The organism is Nocardioides sp. (assembly GCF_036274455.1).
GTDB lineage: Bacteria > Actinomycetota > Actinomycetes > Propionibacteriales > Nocardioidaceae > Nocardioides.
In genome coordinates, this window is the sequence record NZ_DASUFR010000186.1 from 18,442 (window position 1) to 34,323 (window position 15,882).

Annotated in this window: 15 protein-coding genes; 6 read left to right on the forward strand and 9 right to left on the reverse strand. The window is 70.3% G+C overall.

Annotation, left to right across the window (positions count from 1 at the left end; genetic code table 11):
- Positions 1-21: 21 nt before the first annotated feature.
- From VFV89_RS18805 to VFV89_RS18835, 7 genes are all read right to left on the reverse strand, one after another.
- Positions 22-573: an HAD family hydrolase gene (locus VFV89_RS18805; RefSeq protein WP_329707499.1), complete on the reverse strand. Its 552-nt coding sequence runs from the start codon at positions 571-573 to the stop codon at positions 22-24.
- Positions 570-1,571: an NAD-dependent epimerase/dehydratase family protein gene (locus tag VFV89_RS18810; protein WP_329707500.1), complete on the reverse strand. Its 1,002-nt coding sequence runs from the start codon at positions 1,569-1,571 to the stop codon at positions 570-572. The genes VFV89_RS18805 and VFV89_RS18810 overlap by 4 nt, the downstream gene beginning before the upstream one ends.
- The gene (locus tag VFV89_RS18815) at positions 1,568-2,164 is read right to left on the reverse strand and encodes an SIS domain-containing protein (protein WP_329707501.1); all 597 of its coding nucleotides are present in this window, start codon (positions 2,162-2,164) and stop codon (positions 1,568-1,570) included. The genes VFV89_RS18810 and VFV89_RS18815 overlap by 4 nt, the downstream gene beginning before the upstream one ends.
- A gap of 13 nt (positions 2,165-2,177) precedes the next feature.
- Complete coding sequence (locus VFV89_RS18820; protein WP_329707502.1) at positions 2,178-2,813, reverse strand: class I SAM-dependent methyltransferase; 636 nt, start codon at positions 2,811-2,813, stop codon at positions 2,178-2,180.
- Positions 2,806-4,119, reverse strand: a complete 1,314-nt coding sequence (locus VFV89_RS18825; RefSeq protein WP_329707503.1) for a glycosyltransferase family 2 protein — start codon at positions 4,117-4,119, stop codon at positions 2,806-2,808. Before VFV89_RS18825 ends, VFV89_RS18820 begins: the two co-directional genes overlap by 8 nt.
- Before the next feature lie 71 nt (positions 4,120-4,190).
- On the reverse strand, positions 4,191-5,315 hold the full coding sequence (locus VFV89_RS18830) for a class I SAM-dependent methyltransferase (RefSeq protein WP_329707504.1): 1,125 nt from the start codon (positions 5,313-5,315) through the stop codon (positions 4,191-4,193).
- 102 nt (positions 5,316-5,417) lie between these two features.
- A complete protein-coding gene (locus VFV89_RS18835) occupies positions 5,418-6,089 on the reverse strand; it encodes a class I SAM-dependent methyltransferase (protein ID WP_329707505.1) in 672 nt (223 codons plus the stop codon).
- Between the two features lie 331 nt (positions 6,090-6,420).
- Here VFV89_RS18835 and VFV89_RS18840 point away from each other — a divergent pair, with 331 nt between their 5' ends.
- From VFV89_RS18840 to VFV89_RS18855, 4 genes are all read left to right on the forward strand, one after another.
- Positions 6,421-6,735 carry a histone-like nucleoid-structuring protein Lsr2 gene (locus VFV89_RS18840; RefSeq protein ID WP_414690405.1) on the forward strand — a complete coding sequence of 105 codons (315 nt, stop codon included), beginning with the start codon at positions 6,421-6,423 and terminating at the stop codon, positions 6,733-6,735.
- 125 nt (positions 6,736-6,860) lie between these two features.
- Positions 6,861-9,443, forward strand: a complete 2,583-nt coding sequence (locus tag VFV89_RS18845) for an ATP-dependent Clp protease ATP-binding subunit (RefSeq protein ID WP_329707507.1) — start codon at positions 6,861-6,863, stop codon at positions 9,441-9,443.
- A gap of 92 nt (positions 9,444-9,535) precedes the next feature.
- Entirely contained in the window at positions 9,536-11,194 is a 1,659-nt protein-coding gene (locus VFV89_RS18850) for a LuxR C-terminal-related transcriptional regulator (protein ID WP_329707508.1), read from the forward strand.
- A 47-nt stretch (positions 11,195-11,241) separates the two neighbouring features.
- A complete protein-coding gene (locus VFV89_RS18855) occupies positions 11,242-12,648 on the forward strand; it encodes an FAD-binding oxidoreductase (RefSeq protein WP_329707509.1) in 1,407 nt (468 codons plus the stop codon).
- On the opposite strand, the gene VFV89_RS18860 is transcribed toward VFV89_RS18855, so the two are convergent.
- The gene (locus VFV89_RS18860; protein WP_329707510.1) at positions 12,630-13,505 is read right to left on the reverse strand and encodes an A/G-specific adenine glycosylase; all 876 of its coding nucleotides are present in this window, start codon (positions 13,503-13,505) and stop codon (positions 12,630-12,632) included. The genes VFV89_RS18855 and VFV89_RS18860 overlap by 19 nt on opposite strands.
- Positions 13,506-13,575: 70 nt before the next feature.
- Between VFV89_RS18860 and VFV89_RS18865 the strand changes: the two genes are divergently transcribed.
- Positions 13,576-14,418, forward strand: a complete 843-nt coding sequence (locus VFV89_RS18865; protein WP_329707511.1) for a hypothetical protein — start codon at positions 13,576-13,578, stop codon at positions 14,416-14,418.
- A gap of 24 nt (positions 14,419-14,442) precedes the next feature.
- On the opposite strand, the gene disA is transcribed toward VFV89_RS18865, so the two are convergent.
- Positions 14,443-15,522, reverse strand: coding sequence for a DNA integrity scanning diadenylate cyclase DisA (disA, locus tag VFV89_RS18870; protein WP_329707512.1), 1,080 nt, complete (start codon positions 15,520-15,522; stop codon positions 14,443-14,445).
- Between the two features lie 97 nt (positions 15,523-15,619).
- On the opposite strand from disA, the gene VFV89_RS18875 reads away from it, so the two are divergent.
- Positions 15,620-15,882: phosphomannose isomerase type II C-terminal cupin domain (locus VFV89_RS18875; RefSeq protein ID WP_329707513.1), on the forward strand; the 263-nt coding region annotated here is incomplete at its 3' end.

The window sequence follows — 15,882 nt, forward strand, 5'->3', positions numbered from 1 at the left end:
TCGGTGAGGTTCTGTGTCGGGTCAACCGGTGCCGTCGGCGCCGCAGATCCTCAGGACATGATCCCGTGCCTGCGCTAGAGAGCCAAAACGTGCGCCCGGCGCGTCCTGCAGCGGTTCGCCGAGACCCCAGTCGATCCAGACCGACGCCACGCCCGCCCGGTGCGCCGCGTCGATGTCGCGCCAGCGGTCACCGACGGCGACGCTGCGATCGAGGTCGAGCTCCAGCCGCCGGGCGGCGTCCAGGATCATCCCGGGGCGCGGCTTGCGGCACCAGCAGCCCTCGGCGCCGTCGTGCGGGCAGACCACGATGTCGTCCAGCGGGAGCTCGCTGCGCAGCAGAGCATGCATCCGGTCGAGCTCCTCCGGGTCGAGGGCGCCGCGCGCGAGGTCGGGTTGGTTGGTGACGACGACGAGGGCCAAGCCCGCCTCGGCGAAGGACCGGCAGCTCTCCACCACGCCCGGCAGCAGGTGGAGCTCCTCGAGCCGCCGCGGCGGTGTCGGCATCCCGTCCACGACGTAGGCCTGGTTGAGGACGCCGTCGCGGTCCAGGAAGACGGCGGGGCGGCCGGTCACGTGGTCAGCAGGCCGGCCCGCGCGTCGTCGGCCATCGAGCTCATCGAGTCGCGGAGCGCCTGCGGGCCGGTGCGCTGGTTGCTCCAGCCGAGGGAGCGGATCTTGTCGGTGTTGATCCGCACCACCGGGACGTCGCCCTTCCACCCCCGGTCGCCCCCGGTGTAGTCGAAGATCGTGGTGCCCGGCTCGAGCCCGAGCACCGCCATCGCGAGTTCGGCGATCTCGGTGACGGTGACGTAGTCGCCCGTGGCGACGTTGAACGCGTCGAAGGGCGTGTCGGCCAGGGCGCCGGCGGTGAGCACGGCGTCGATCACGTCGTCGACGTAGATGTAGGACTTGCTCTGCCTGCCGTCGCCGAGGATCCGCAGCCTGGTCGGGTCCTCGAGCAGCCGGCGCACGAAGTCGAAGCCGACACCGTGGGTCTGGTGGGGACCGACGACGTTGCCGAAGCGGAACGCCCGGACGGTGAAGTCGAACATCGCGGCGTACGCCGCCAGGATCGCCTCGCCGGCGAGCTTGCTGGCGCCGTAGGTCGACGTCGGGATCATCGGCCCGTGGTCCTCGGCGGCCTCGACCTCCCCGAGATCGCCGTAGACCCCGCTGCCACTGGCATAGAGGACGAGCTCGAGCTCGGCCATCCGGGCCGCCTCGGCGACGTGGTGGGTGAGCAGCGTGCCCTGGTCGAAGTCGATGGCCGGGTTGGCGACCGCCGCGGCGATGTCGGGGTTGGACGCGAGGTGGATCGCCGAGGCGTGGCCGCGGAACGTCTCGGTCAGCGTGGCCAGGTCGCCGACGTCGGCCCGCACGACGCTTAGCCGCGGGTCGTCGGCGACCGGCTCGAGGTGCCAGTCACGGCCCGAGGAGAAGTTGTCATAGACGGTGACCTGCTCGGTCTCGGGGTCCGAGAGCAGCCGCGCGACGAAGTGGCTCCCGATGAAGCCGGCCCCGCCCACGACGCAGGTGCGCCGCAATCGGTCGCCTCCGGCGGGGAGGGTCATACGACGGACTCCCACTTGGTCGCGGCCACCGCGAGCGCGGGGTGGCTGACCAGCAGGTGCCAGATGACGCAGCACAGCCCCTCGGTGTGAGGGGTGATGTGCGTGGCGTAGGTCGGCGGCACGATCACACAGGTGTCGGCGAGCTGGGCGGTGTAGCCGCCGTCGCGGCCCACGATCCCGAAGATCGAGGCGCCGACGGACCTGGCTGTGTCGAGCGCCGCCACGATGTTGGTCGAGACCTGCTTCTCGGCATTGCCGCCGCCGACCGAGAAGACCAGGACGGCGTCCTTGTCGTCGATCCGGGAGCCCTTCAGCCACTCACTGAACGTGGTGTCCCAGCCCTCGTCGTTGGCCCGGGCGGTGAGCTCGGAGACGTTGTCGATGGGGGAGTAGGACTGGACGTTGCAGATTTTGCGGAAGTCGTTGACGGCGTGGCTGGCCGAGCCGGCCGAGCCGCCGACACCGACGATGAACAGCCGTCCCTCGCGCTCGCGGACCGCGGCGATGCCCTCGGCCAGGGCCTCGACGCTCTCGCTGTCGAGGGACTGGACGATCTCGACCGTCTCCTTGAGGAACTCTTCGGTGAATGACATGCGGGGCTATCTCCTAGAGGTGCTTCTCAGTCACGGTCGCGACCGCGAAGGTGTTGAGGCCGAACTTGTGCCGGAAGCACCTGATCGCGTGGGGGACGAAGCCCGCCCGCACCATCAGCGGCCAGAGGTCGCGCGGGTCGTAGTACATCTTGTGGTCGTCCATCTCCTCCGCCGGCGACGTGCCCAGCTTGAAGGCGGAGTACTCCAGCGCGCGCTTGCCCCGCCACGACGGCACGTTCACCGCGCAGACGCCACCGGGGCGCAGCACGCGGCGGAAGTGGGCGAGGGTTCGATCGGGTTCCCAGAGGTGCTCGATGACCGACATGCATAGGACGACGTCGAGCGAGGCATCGGCCACCTGCTCCATGGTTTCGGGCAGGAAGCCCTCGATCGCCCTCACCTTGGGGTGGGCGAGCAGGTCGGGGGCCAGCGAGACGTCGGTCAGGGTCGCTGTGCCGACCTCGCCGAGCACGTTGCGCATGAACGTCGCGTCGTACCCGCAGCCGACGTCGGCGACGTCCTTGCCGACCAGCGGACCGACGACCTTCTCGATCTGGCGCTTGGAGAGCCAGACGCCGAACCGGTCGACGACCGTGACGTCGCCGCCCTCGCCGAATGAGCTGGAGCGGCCCGCCGCAGGCTCAGTCACGGTCGAGGGCGGGCCCGTAGCTGACGCGCGTGGCGTGGAGCAACAGGGTGAAGCAGAAGGTGGAGAACCCGACCATCATCAGCATCAGACCGAGGACGCCGAGGTGGGGGATCGTGGCCGAGGGGTCGGGCAGCGTGTAGTCCTGGGAGATGAACGTGACCAGCAGCACGATGTCGAGGACCAGACCCACCGCGAAGAGGATGCCGCTGATCACCATCATCCGCGTGTACTCGAAGACGCGTCGCCAGCGTCCGCGCAGCCGTCCGCCATAGTCGAGGAACATGTGAGCCAGGCCGCCGAAGTAGAGGCTCTGCAGGCCGATCACCACGAGTGCGACGCCGACCAGCTGGGTCAGCAGGCTGAACGTGACCTTGCCGATCGTGATGTCGCCGAAGGACAGCGGCAACGACAACAGCAGGCCCAGCAGCATCAGCGCGATGCCCGGCTTGATGAGGAAGAACTCGGCGCCGTGGATGAACATCGCGCGCAGGTTGATCCACGCGGCGGCGAACGGCGAGAACCAGCCGGACCGCTTGTGGTGGGAGAGGCGGCCCTCCTGGTCCTTGAGGAAGGTGACCGGGACCTCGGTGGTCCTCAGCTCCATCCGCACGGACTTGAGCACCATCTCCGAGGCGTACTCCCACGACTGGGAGACGAGTCCCATCCGCACCAGCGCGTCGCGGGTGATGCCGCGCATCCCGCAGTGGATGTCGCTGAAGTGGCTCCCGTAGAGGCGGTTGAGGATCCACGTGGTGAACGGCGTGCCGAAGTACTGGTGCAGCGGCGGCATCGCGCCCTTCTCGATGCTGCCCTTCCAGCGCGAGCCCATGGCGTACTCGGTGCCGTCGCGCATCGCCTCGACGAACGGCGCGAGCTTGCGGAAGTCGTAGGTGCAGTCGGCGTCCCCCATGACGATGTACTGGCCGCGGACATAGGGGACCGCGTCGATGTAGGCGCGGCCCAGCCCGCGGCGGGGGGTGTGCAGGACGCGGGCGCCACCCTGCAGTGCCAGCTGCGGGGTGGCGTCGTCGGAGCTGTCGACGATGAGGATCTCGCCGCGCACGCCCGCGTCGCGCAGCCCCTCGTGGCACCACGCCACGAACTCCTCGACGGTGATCTGCTCGTTGACCGCGGGCACGAGGATGGTCACCTCTGGGTCGGTCTCGTCGTCGGCGGGCACCAGCAGGGTGATCTCGGGGTCGTCCAGGGCCGTGAAGGCGGTCACGCCGGGCAATGCGCAGGCGGCTTCCAGGCCGGCGGGGACGTTGGTGCCGACAGGCGTCAGCGAGTCGAGCACTTCAACCACGCACGACACCCTAACAACGGGAGGGCCAACCTACGGAGTTGACGCGAGCGCCTCTGTCAGGGTCCTGCGGGCTAATCGCCGCGTCCCGGGAGGGCCCGTCCCGCGGCCGCTGAGACCCTGGCTCGCCATGAGCCCTGACCCTGCTCGGCTCGGGCCTCGGCACGCTCGGCGCGAGCCCGCAGCTGGCGAACCTGCCGGCGCTGCGCGTCCAGCTTCTTGCGCACCTTCGCGAGCGCCGCGGCGCGCCGCGCCAGACGCCGCTCGAGGCGGCGTACCTCGCGGTTGGCGGCGTCGAGCTCGGTCTGCACCATCGCCACCCGCGTCCGGCCGTTGCTCTGGTCGGCGAGCCAGTCGGGCAGCGTGCCCGTTGCGAGGAGCTCGCCGGGCTGCTCGCCACGGGTGTCCCGTCCCCGAGGGATACGCCGCAGCCGCACCATGAACTCGATGTGGTGGTAGCGGGTGGGGTGCATGGAGTCGACGATCCACGAGGATTGGCCGATCGTCCGCAGCTCGTGCATCTGCTCCAGGAAGCTCTCGGGCGTGAACAGCCACACGTGGCAGTCCACGTAGGTCCCGGCTCGTCCTTCCTCGACCTTGTCCAGTGCCTGGTCGATGGTGTGCATCCGCTGGCTGTAGTCCGGGGGCAGGCCGGCCCAGAGCTCCCGGACGTCGTTGTGGACCGTGGCCGAGAAGTAGTCGTAGACGGCCCGGGTCGTGGGCCGGGTGGCACCGAGCTCGTGCGCCTCCAGCATCTGACCGACCGTCGTTGGTGGCCGGTGCACGTCGAAGCAGTAGCGACGGTCGGGCACCATCAGCACCAGCGCGCCGTCGTCAGCGACGATCTCTGCGAGGTTGTCCAGCCAGCCGATCACGTCGGGCACGTGCTCGATCACATGCGAGGCGACCACCCAGTCGAACGGCGCTCCCTCCCGGCACGCTTCGGCGAGGGAGACCGTGCGGCCGTCGGGCTGCACCAGCGTGTAGTCGATCTCGGGGATCGCCTCCGGCGGCACCTCAGGGTCGCCGGCGTAGTGGGCGCGCAGCCCCGCCTGGTCGTGGACGTCGACGTACCGGACGTCCGCCTCGTCGCGGCCGACGATCGCCTGGTGGAGCGGGCCTACCTCGAGACCCCGCCCGTGCGAGAAGTCCTGCAACGCCCACAGACGGTTACGACGCGGGTCTCGCTGTTTCTCCACGCTTCTCCTTCGGGCGGGCCTGGGCGCCGCAAGCACCGCGGGCGGGCGGTTCGATGGATCAGGCTAGATCAGGCCGGTCGGCCCCGGCGCGGGCTGCCCGGGCTAGCTGTCGAAGATGCGGGTGCCGGTCATCTCGTGGTGAGGCTCTACGACGTGGCCCTTCTCGAAGACGACGATGCTGTCGTAGAAGTGCATCGACCGCGTGGTCCGCGTGAAGTCGTCGACAACCAGACGGCTGTCGTGGGAGTGCCAGGCGTTGAGCTGGTCGGTGAGCTGCTTGGCACGCCGCATGAAGGTGCGCGGGCGTCGGTAGCCGCCGCCGTACTCGTCCCAGTAGCTGGTGTGCAGGTCCTCGATGAGGAAGACCCCGTCCTCCTTGACCAGCGGGTACATCACGTCGAACGTGGCGAGCTGCTGACCCATGGTGTGGCCCCCGTCCTCGATCAGGACGTCGATCGGCCCGGTCCGCGCACCCACCGTGCGAAGGAAATCGCGGTCCTCCTGGTCGCCGATCAGCACGTGGGTGCCTGGGCCGCCGAGCTCGGCGCAGCGCTCGTCGATGTCGATGCCGTAGATGGTCGCCTGCTCCCCGAAATAGTCCCGCCACATCTGCAGCGAGCCACCTTGGCTGACGCCGAACTCGACGACCACGATCGGCTTGCCGCGGAACTTCTCGAAGTGGCGGTGGTAGATGTCGAAGTAGTGCATCCATTTGTGAATGAGCCGCCCCTTGTTGTTGCGGAAGTACTCCTCCAACGGGTTGTCCAAGGCCACGTGTCCTCCTGAGCTGGGCGTGGTTGCCAGTCTAGGTCCGGCGCAGCGAGCCGCCGTGGGTGCCACCGCCCGGTTGACTCCACGCGTCACCCACTCGCGCGAGCCGGCAGTTTCGACGCCCGTGGATAAACGTCAGACATCGAGCCCTGTACCACAACCCGCAAATGCTGGATAGCGAGTCCATATACATTCCACATTCGCCTTCCGGAATTGCGGCATTGCACAGGGGTCGGTATCGTCGTTGACGGGGTCGACAATTTCTTCTTGACATTCTTGCCTTTTCCATCCCGATTGCTTCCCAAGAAAGTGCTGGTGGGTTATGGCGCAGAAAGTGCACATCGTTCTCGAGGACGACCTCGACGGCAGTGAGGCCACCCAGACCGTGTCGTTCGCTCTCGACGGGACCTCCTACGAGATCGACCTCAACGACAAGAACGCCGCCGCGCTCCGCGATGCCCTGGCCACCTACGTCGGCCACGCGCGCAAGGTGAGCGGTTCCCGCCGCGGCCGGCGTTCGTCCGCGGCGTCGGCCGGCGGCCACCCCGCCAAGGAGATCCGCGAGTGGGCCCGCGCCAACGGCCACAAGGTCCCCGAGCGCGGCCGCATCCCCTCCGACGTGCGGGAGGCGTTCGAAGCGGCCCACTAGACCCGACCCCTCCCATCCGCTGTTCGCTGATAGCGGATGGACCCTGGGTGGCTCCCGGGAACGCGTAGGCTGGCGGTGGGGTTGTTGTCCCGAGCGACCCCACCGAAGCTTTCGAGGAGACACGCATGTTCGAGCGGTTCACGGACCGAGCCCGCCGGGTGGTCGTGCTGGCCCAGGAAGAGGCCCGCATGCTCTCCCACAACTACATCGGGACCGAGCACATCCTGCTCGGCCTGATCCACGAGGGCGAGGGTGTTGCCGCCAAGGCCCTCGAGAGCCTCGACATCTCGCTGGAGGCGGTCCGCGCCCAGGTCGAGGAGATCATCGGCCAGGGCCAGCAGGCGCCCAGCGGCCACATCCCCTTCACGCCGCGGGCCAAGAAGGTGCTCGAGCTGTCCCTGCGCGAGGCGCTGCAGCTCGGCCACAGCTACATCGGCACCGAGCACATCCTGCTCGGCCTCATCCGCGAGGGTGAGGGCGTCGCGGCCCAGGTGCTGCAGAAGCTCGGCGCCGACCTCAACCGGGTCCGCCAGCAGGTCATCCAGCTGCTCTCCGGCTTCCAGGGCAAGGAGTCCTCGGCGTCAGCGGCGGCCGCGACCGGTGGCGGCGACGCCCCGTCGTCCTCGCTCGTGCTCGACCAGTTCGGCCGCAACCTGACCCAGGACGCCCGCGAGGGCAAGCTCGACCCGGTCATCGGCCGGGAGCAGGAGATCGAGCGGGTCATGCAGATCCTGTCCCGGCGTACGAAGAACAACCCGGTCCTCATCGGAGAGCCGGGCGTCGGCAAGACCACGATCGTCGAGGGGCTGGCCCAGGACATCGTCAAGGGCAACGTGCCCGAGACGCTCAAGGACAAGCAGATCTACACCCTCGACCTCGGTGCGCTGGTCGCCGGCTCCCGCTACCGCGGTGACTTCGAGGAGCGGCTCAAGAAGGTCCTCAAGGAGATCCGCACCCGGGGCGACATCGTGCTGTTCATCGACGAGATCCACACCCTCGTCGGCGCCGGCGCGGCCGAGGGCGCGATCGACGCCGCCAGCATCCTCAAGCCGATGCTGGCCCGTGGCGAGCTGCAGACGATCGGCGCCACCACGCTCGACGAGTACCGCAAGTACCTCGAGAAGGACGCCGCCCTCGAGCGCCGGTTCCAGCCGATCCAGGTCGCCGAGCCGTCGATCGCGCACACCATCGAGATGCTCAAGGGGCTGCGCGACCGCTACGAGGCGCACCACCGCGTGACCATCACCGACGAGGCGCTGGTCTCGGCGGCGACGCTGGCCGACCGCTACATCTCCGACCGGTTCCTGCCCGACAAGGCGATCGACCTCATCGACGAGGCCGGCTCGCGGCTGCGGATCCGCAGGATGACGGCGCCGGCCGACCTGCGCGAGTACGACGAGAAGATCGGCGACGTCCGCCAGCGCAAGGAAGCGGCGATCGACGGGCAGGACTTCGAGGCCGCGGCCCGCCTGCGCGACGAGGAGAAGCAGCTGATCCTGAAGAAGTCCGAGCGCGAGAAGCAGTGGCGCGCGGGCGACATGGACGAGGTCGCCGAGGTCGACGAGGAGCTGATCGCCGAGGTGCTCGCCGTGGCGACCGGCATCCCGATCGTGAAGCTGTCCGAGGAGGAGTCGACCCGGCTGCTCAAGATGGAGGACGAGCTGCACAAGCGGGTCATCGGCCAGGAGGAAGCCGTCAGGGCGCTCTCCCGGGCGATCCGGCGCACCCGCGCCGGGCTGAAGGACCCGAAGCGTCCGGGCGGTTCGTTCATCTTCGCCGGTCCCTCCGGTGTCGGGAAGACCTGGCTGTCGAAGTCGCTGGCCGAGTTCCTGTTCGGCGACGAGGACGCGCTGATCCAGCTCGACATGAGCGAGTACGGCGAGAAGCACACCGTCTCCCGCCTGTTCGGCTCGCCTCCTGGCTACGTCGGCTACGAAGAGGGCGGCCAGCTCACCGAGAAGGTGCGGCGCAAGCCGTTCTCGGTGGTGCTCTTCGACGAGGTCGAGAAGGCGCACCCGGACATCTTCAACAGCCTGCTGCAGATCCTCGAGGAAGGGCGCCTGACCGACTCGCAGGGCCGGGTGGTCGACTTCAAGAACACCGTCATCATCATGACGACCAACCTCGGCACCAAGGACATCGCCAAGGGCGTTCACCTCGGCTTCAACCAGAGTGGCGACTCCGCGGGCTCCTATGAGCGGATGAAGAACAAGGTCCAGGACGAGCTGAAGCAGCACTTCCGGCCGGAGTTCCTCAACCGGGTCGACGAGATCATCGTCTTCCCGCCGCTCACGCAGGAGCAGATCATCCACATGGTCGACAACATGATCGGCGCGGTGGAGACCCGGCTGAAGGACCGCGACATGCGGCTGGAGCTCACCCAGGCGGCCAAGAACCTGCTCGCCGAGCGGGGCTTCGACCCGGTGCTGGGTGCGCGTCCGCTGCGCCGCACCGTCCAGCGCGAGATCGAGGACGTGCTCGCCGAGAAGATGCTCTACGGCGAGGTCGGCCCCGGCCAGATCGTGCTGGTCGGTGTCGAGGGCGAGGGCCCGACCGCGACCTTCACCTTCGAGGGCCAGAAGGTCGGGGAGCTGCCCGACCTGCCGCCGTTCGAGACCGCAGGCGTCGAGGTGGGTGACGCCCTCGGTGACCCCACCGAGGACGAGCCCGGGCCGATCGACGTGCCCAAGTCGGGCGGGGACGACTGACCCACACCCGCAGACCCGGGTCCCACCGACGACCCGCCTCATCGCTTGATGTGGGCGGGTCGTCCTCGCTTGTACGGTCGTAGCCTGTGGTCGTGTCCACCGACACCGACCATCTGGTCGAGGCGGCACGGACCGCCTCCGCTGCGGGCGACTGGGCCACAGCACGTGACGCCTGGGCCACGGTCGTCTCGCGGGAGCCGACGGCAGAGTCGCTGGCCGGCCTGGCGGACGTGCTGTGGTGGCTCGGCCGGACCGAGGAGTCGATACGTCACCACGAGCGGGCCTACAGCGCGTTCCAGCGCATCGGCGATCCGGACAACGGCGCCATGATCGCGGTCGCGCTCTACCTCATCAACCGCGTCAGCCTGGGCAATCTCGCAGCAGCCAGAGGCTGGCTTGCCCGGGCCGCTCGCCTCGTCGCCGAGAACGATCTCGGACCCCTTGAGGGTTGGGTCCGCCTGGCACAGGCCCACGACACCGCCGACCCGCTCAGTGCGGAGCGACTGGCCGACCGGGCGCGGGTCCTGGCTCGACGGTTCGGCGACACAGACCTGGATCTCTGCGCGATCAGCCAGCTCGGCGCGGCCCTCGTGCAGCAAGGCAACGCCGAGGCGGGCGGGCGCCTCCTCGACGAGGCGATGGCCGCCGCACTCGCCGGGGAAGGCACGAGGCCGCACACGGTCGTCTACACCAGTTGCGTCCTGGTGCGGTCGTGCAGCCGGACCGCCGACCTCGAGCACGTCCTGCAGTGGGTCCGCGCCGCCGATGACTTCGAACGTCGCTACGGCAACCGTCACCTCTACACGACCTGCCGCACCAGTCTCGGTGCCGTCCTGTTCGCCGCGGGCGACTGGGCCGGCGCGGAGCGCGAGCTGCGAGCCGCTCTCGAGCTCGGGGCCTCCGCCGAGCCCGCGGTCTGTGCCGAGGCGATCGTGTGGCTCGCCCTGCTTCGGCTTGCCCAGGGTCGGCTCGAGGAGGCAGAGCGCCTCCTGGAGGGGTTGGACGAGGTTCCTGCGCACAACCTCATCAGGGGTTCATTGGCCCTCGCGCGCGGCGACGTCGCCGAAGCCAGGCGGTTCGCCCGTCGGCGCGTCCGGGCCATGGGGCGGCCCGACCTCGAGCGGTCCGGGGGCTACCACCGCGGCCTCGACTGGCTGGAGCAGGGCTCCGTCCTCGAGCTGTTGGCCCGGGTGGGCGATCCTCCGGAGGCCGAGTCGGCCGTGCAGCAGCTCGCCCATCTCGCCTCGGCCACCGGCATGGAGCAGCTGCGCGCACTGTGGCTCCGCGCGACCGGGATCCTGCACGCCGACGTGCCCTCCCTGGAGGGTGCAGTCAGCCTCTTCACCCGTCTGCGGCTCCCGCTGGAGGCCGGCCGCAGCCGGATGGCGCTGGCCGCGGTGCTGACCGGTGACGACGCCATCGCGGAGGCTCGCGCGGCGCTGGCGACCTTCGAGACTCTGGGTGCCGATCGCGACGCGAACCAGGCTGCGGCCCGTCTTCGTGAGCTGGGCCTGGTGGCGGCGCGTCGCGGCCCGGCCGGTCTCGGTGAGCTCACCCAGCGCGAGCGGGAGGTCCTCAACCTGCTGGGTGAAGGACTGTCCAACCGGGAGCTTGCCGAGCGGCTCTTCCTCTCGCGCAAGACCGTCGAGCGACACGTCCGCAACGTGTTGTTCAAGCTAGGCCTGCGAAACCGGGCCGAGGCTGCGGCATACGTCGTCCGTCATGCCGGACAGATTCGCTCCACAAGCTGAGGGTTCCTGCCGATGCGGTGATCGAGCGGTCCGGGCAGGTTGGCCGCATGACCACCACCATTGACGTCACTGCTGCACTGGGTCCCTCGATCGAGGGCGAGGTGATCGGCCGGGCGGACCCGAGGTACGACGACGCCCGCGCCCTCTACAACCGCTGCCGGGAGTCGCGCCCCAGAGCGGTCGTCCGTTGCGCCAGCGCCGAGGACGTCGCCGTCTCGATCCGGTTCGCCGTCTCCGAAGGGCTGCAGGTGGCCGTGCGCGCGGGTGGTCATGGGTTCGGCGGTCACGCTTCGGTGCAGGACGGCCTCGTACTGGACCTGCGGGGCCTCGATCACGTCCGCGTGGACGACGCGCGCCGGGTAGCGGCGGTCGGAGGCGGGGCGCTGGCCGGACAGGTCGACCTGGCCACCCACCAGTTCGGGCTGGCCACGACGACCGCGACCGTCTCCACGGTCGGTGTCGCGGGCTTCACTCTCAGTGGCGGGATCAGCTATCTCAGCCGCAGGCACGGGCTCGCGGTCGACAACCTGGTGGGTGCGGACGTCGTGCTCGCCGATGGCACCATGGTCCAAGCGGGCGAGGGCGGCGACGAGGACATGCTCTGGGGGCTGACCGGAGGTGGCGGCAACTTCGGAGTGGTCACCGAGCTGCGGATGCGGTTGCACTCGGTGGCGGTGGTGACCGGCGGGCCGATGCTGTTCCCGCTGGAGCGGACCGAACGGGTGACCCGGCGCTTCCGCGACTGGATGCCGCAGCAGCCGGAGGACATCTACGCCTTCCTGGCCATCTTGACGGTGCCGCCGGACGCAGGCTTCCCCGCCGAGCTCAGGGGCCGCCCCGCGTGCGCCCTGGTCTGGTGCAACACCGCGCCGGAGGAACGTGCCGAGCGGGCCCTGGCGGTCTTCCGCGCCGAGCACCCCGTCGTGGACGGAGTCGGCCGGCTGCCGTACCCCGCGCTCCAGTCGGCCTTCGACGCTGCCGCTGGGCAAGGGAGATACGGCCACCTCACCGGGCTGCTGTACCAGGACCTGCCCGACGCCGCCGCCGCTGAGCTCGAGCACTTCGGCCGCACGCAGCCCACCGTCCTGTGCCAGAGCCACCTCTACCCGCTCGACGGCGCCGCGGCCCGCGCGGACCGCGGCGACACCGCCTGGCCATGGCGCGACGCGGCCTTCGCCCAGATGTTCGCCGGCGCCGCGGCCACAGCCGGGCACGAGGACGCCGTCAGGGACTGGTCGACCGGGTTCCGGGACGCGCTGCGGCCCTTCGCCATGGCTGGGCAGTACGCGAACTTCGCGACCGACGAGAGCGCCGAGGTGAGCAGGGCCTGCTACGGCGACAACGCTGAGCGGCTGGCGAGGTTGAAGGCGCGCTACGACCCCGCGAACGTGTTCCGCCGCAACCACAACATCGTCCCGGTGGCGGAGCCGGGCCCTCAGCCCGAGAGGCCGTAGGTCGCGACGCTGCGGCGCACCACAAGGCCGTCGCGGACCAGGCTCTCGAGCGCACGGGCGCGCTGTGCCGGGTCTCCCGGCCACGCCGCTTCGAGGCGGGACACGTGGACGGGCTCCTGGCTGTCCCGGACCACCGCCAGCAGCCGCCCCCGGCACTGGCGGTCGGTGCCCTGCCACGCCTGCGCGCGGCGGGGGGCACCGGTGTGTGCCGGACGGCCGGCAGCGTGCCAGGCGCAGCTGTCGACGACCGGGCACTCCCCGCACCGCGGTGCCGATGCGTGGCACACCAGCGCGCCCAGTTCCATGACCGCGACCGACCACGTCGGCGCGGCACCGGACGCCACGGAGGGCAGCACCGCCTCCGCGGCGGCCCGCTCGGCGCGGGTGACCGAGGCCGGCGGGAGCTCGGTCCCGGCCAACACCCGCGCCAGCACTCGGCGCACGTTGGTGTCGAGCACGACCTGCCGTTGCCCGAACGCGAATGCCGCCACCGCGGCGGCGGTGTAGTCGCCGACCCCCGGCAGGGTCAGGAGCTCGTCGTAGGACTCGGGCAACTCGCCGGCGTACCGCTCGACGATGGCGGTCGCCGCAGCGTGCAGCCGCAGCGCGCGCCGCGGGTAGCCGAGCCTGCCCCAGGCCCGCACCGCCTCGCCGGCCGGCTCGGCGGCGAGGTCACCGGGCTTGGGCCAGCGCTCCATCCACTGCTGGTGCACCGGCAGGACGCGCACCACCGGCGTCTGCTGGAGCATGACCTCCGAGACCAGCACCGACCACGCGGAGGCCTCCGGGCGGCGCCAGGGCAGGTCGCGGGAGTTCTCGGCGTACCAGTCCAGCACCGGCGCGTGCAGCGTGGTCATTGCGAGAGGACGGTAGCCCCTTCGGCGTGGGTACGCCGTCGGAGGGTCCCCGCGCTCTACGGTGCGAAATGTGCCAGCGACGACCCGCGGACCGTTGCCGCCCGGTGTCTACTGGCGCCGCCGGCTGGCGGTGCTGAGCATCGCGCTGGTCGTGTTCCTGGGCGTCGGCAAGGTCCTCGACCGTGGCTCCGACGGGTCCTCCGACGACACGGCCGAGCAGGCCGGGGCGACCACGATCACCAGCCCGACCGCGACCGTCGCGGTGCCCGAGCCCGAGCCGACCAAGAAGGGCGGCAAGGGCAAGGGGAAGGGCCATGGCAAGGGGCACGGTCAGGGTCAGGGTCAGGGGCACGGACAGGGCCAGGGCCAAGGCCAGAGCGCGCCTCCCACGCCCACGGCACCCCCGACGCCGGTGCTGCCGGACCCGACCGGGCCGTGCCCGGACGAGGACGTCTTCATCACGCCCAGCATCGTCGCGCCCGTCGGCGGCTCGGACATCACCATCATGCTCAACCTGCAGACGCGGACGTCGGTGGCCTGCACGTGGCAGCTGTCGCCGGACACGATGCGGATGAACATCGTCTCCGGGGCGGACCAGATCTGGCTCAGCCGGCAGTGCCCGTCAGCGATCCCGACCCAGGACGTCGTGGTGCGGCTGGCCTCGGTCACCCAGGTCCCGGTGGTGTGGAGCTCGCGGCGCTCCGACGGCGAGTGCTCCGACCGCACCGCCTGGGCGCTGCCGGGCTTCTACCACGTGCGCACCGCAGTGCTCGGAGGTGAGCCGACCGACGTGCAGTTCGAGCTCCTGGCGCCGTCGGCGCCGACGGTGACCCAGACCGCGCAGCCCGAGGACGGCAAGGGCAAGCACAAGGGCAAGCACCAGGGCAAGCACCAGGGCGGCGGCAACGGCTGACCGATCCCGCCTCGAGCGCGTAGGTCAGACGTAGCGCTCCAGGATCGTCGACTCCGCCAGCCGGGACAGGCCCTCCCGCACGCTGCGGGCCCGCAGCTCGCCGACGCCCTCGACGACCTGGAGGTCCTCGACCCCGGCCGAGAGCAGCTTCTGCAGGGTCCCGAAGTGGTCGACCAGCCGGTCCACGACCGCCGCCGGGAGCCGCGGCACCTTGGCCAGCAGCCGGTAGCCACGCGGCGCCACCGCGCCGTCGAGGTGCTCCACGGTGCCCAGGCCGAGCACCCGCGCCGTCGAGGCCGGGTCGACCAGCTCGGTGGCGGTGAGCGCCTCCAGCCGCTGCAGCAGCGCCTCGGGCCGCTTGCCGCGGCGCCCGCCGGCGACGTAGTCGCGGATCACCAGCTCGCGCTCGACGTCGACGCCGGTGATCAGCTCCTCCAGCTGCAGGGCCAGCAGCCGGCCGTCGGTGCCGAGCTCGAGCACGTAGTCCTCGATCTCCCGCGCGATGCGGGTGACCATCTCCAGCCGCTGGGCGACCACCGCGACGTCGCGGACGGTCACGAGGTCCTCGATCTCCAGCGCGGACAGGGTGCTGGACACCTCGTCGAGCCGCAGCTTGTAGCGCTCGAGCGTGGCGAGCGCCTGGTTGGCGCGGGACAGGATCTGGCCGGAGTCCTCCAGCACGTGCCGGGTCTCGCCGACGTAGGCCGCGATGATCTGCATCGACTGCGACACCGAGATCACCGGGAACCCCGTCTGCCGGGCGACCCGGTCGGCGGTCCGGTGCCGGGTGCCGGTCTCCTCCGAGGGGATGTTGTGGTCGGGCATCAGGTGCACGGCCGCTTTGAGGATCCGGGTGACCTCGCGGTCGACGATGATCGCGCCGTCCATCTTGGCGAGCTCGCGGAGGCCGGTGGAGGTGAAGGGCACGTCGAGGTCGAAGCCCCCCGTCGCGATCGACTCGACGGTCTTGTCGCTGCCCAGCACGATCAAGGCCCCGGTCCGGCCGCGCAGGATCCGCTCCAGCCCGTCACGCAGGGAGGTGCCCGGTGCGATCGCCTGCAGAGTGGCGCGCAGCCGCAGCGACTCGTCCGGCGAGTCCACCATCGCGCCACCTCCTCGCGGCTCTCGGTCAGCGCAAGACTATGCGGTAGGAGCCGGGATTCAGGGACGGTGCGGCCCCCGACCCGGTTAGCCTGAGCCGGTGACGGTCTCCGAGAACCGCCCCTGGGGCTCCTGGCACATCCTCGACGAGGGCGACGGCTTCAAGGTCAAGCGGATCGTGGTGCACCCGGCGTCCCGGCTCTCGCTCCAGCGCCACGAGCGCCGCGCCGAGCACTGGGTCGTGGTGTCCGGTACGGCGACGTGCACGGTCGGCACCGAGACCGTCGTCCTGCACCCCGGCGACACCGTCGACGTCGAGATCGGCCAGGCGCACCGGATCGCCAACGAGGCCGACGAGACGCT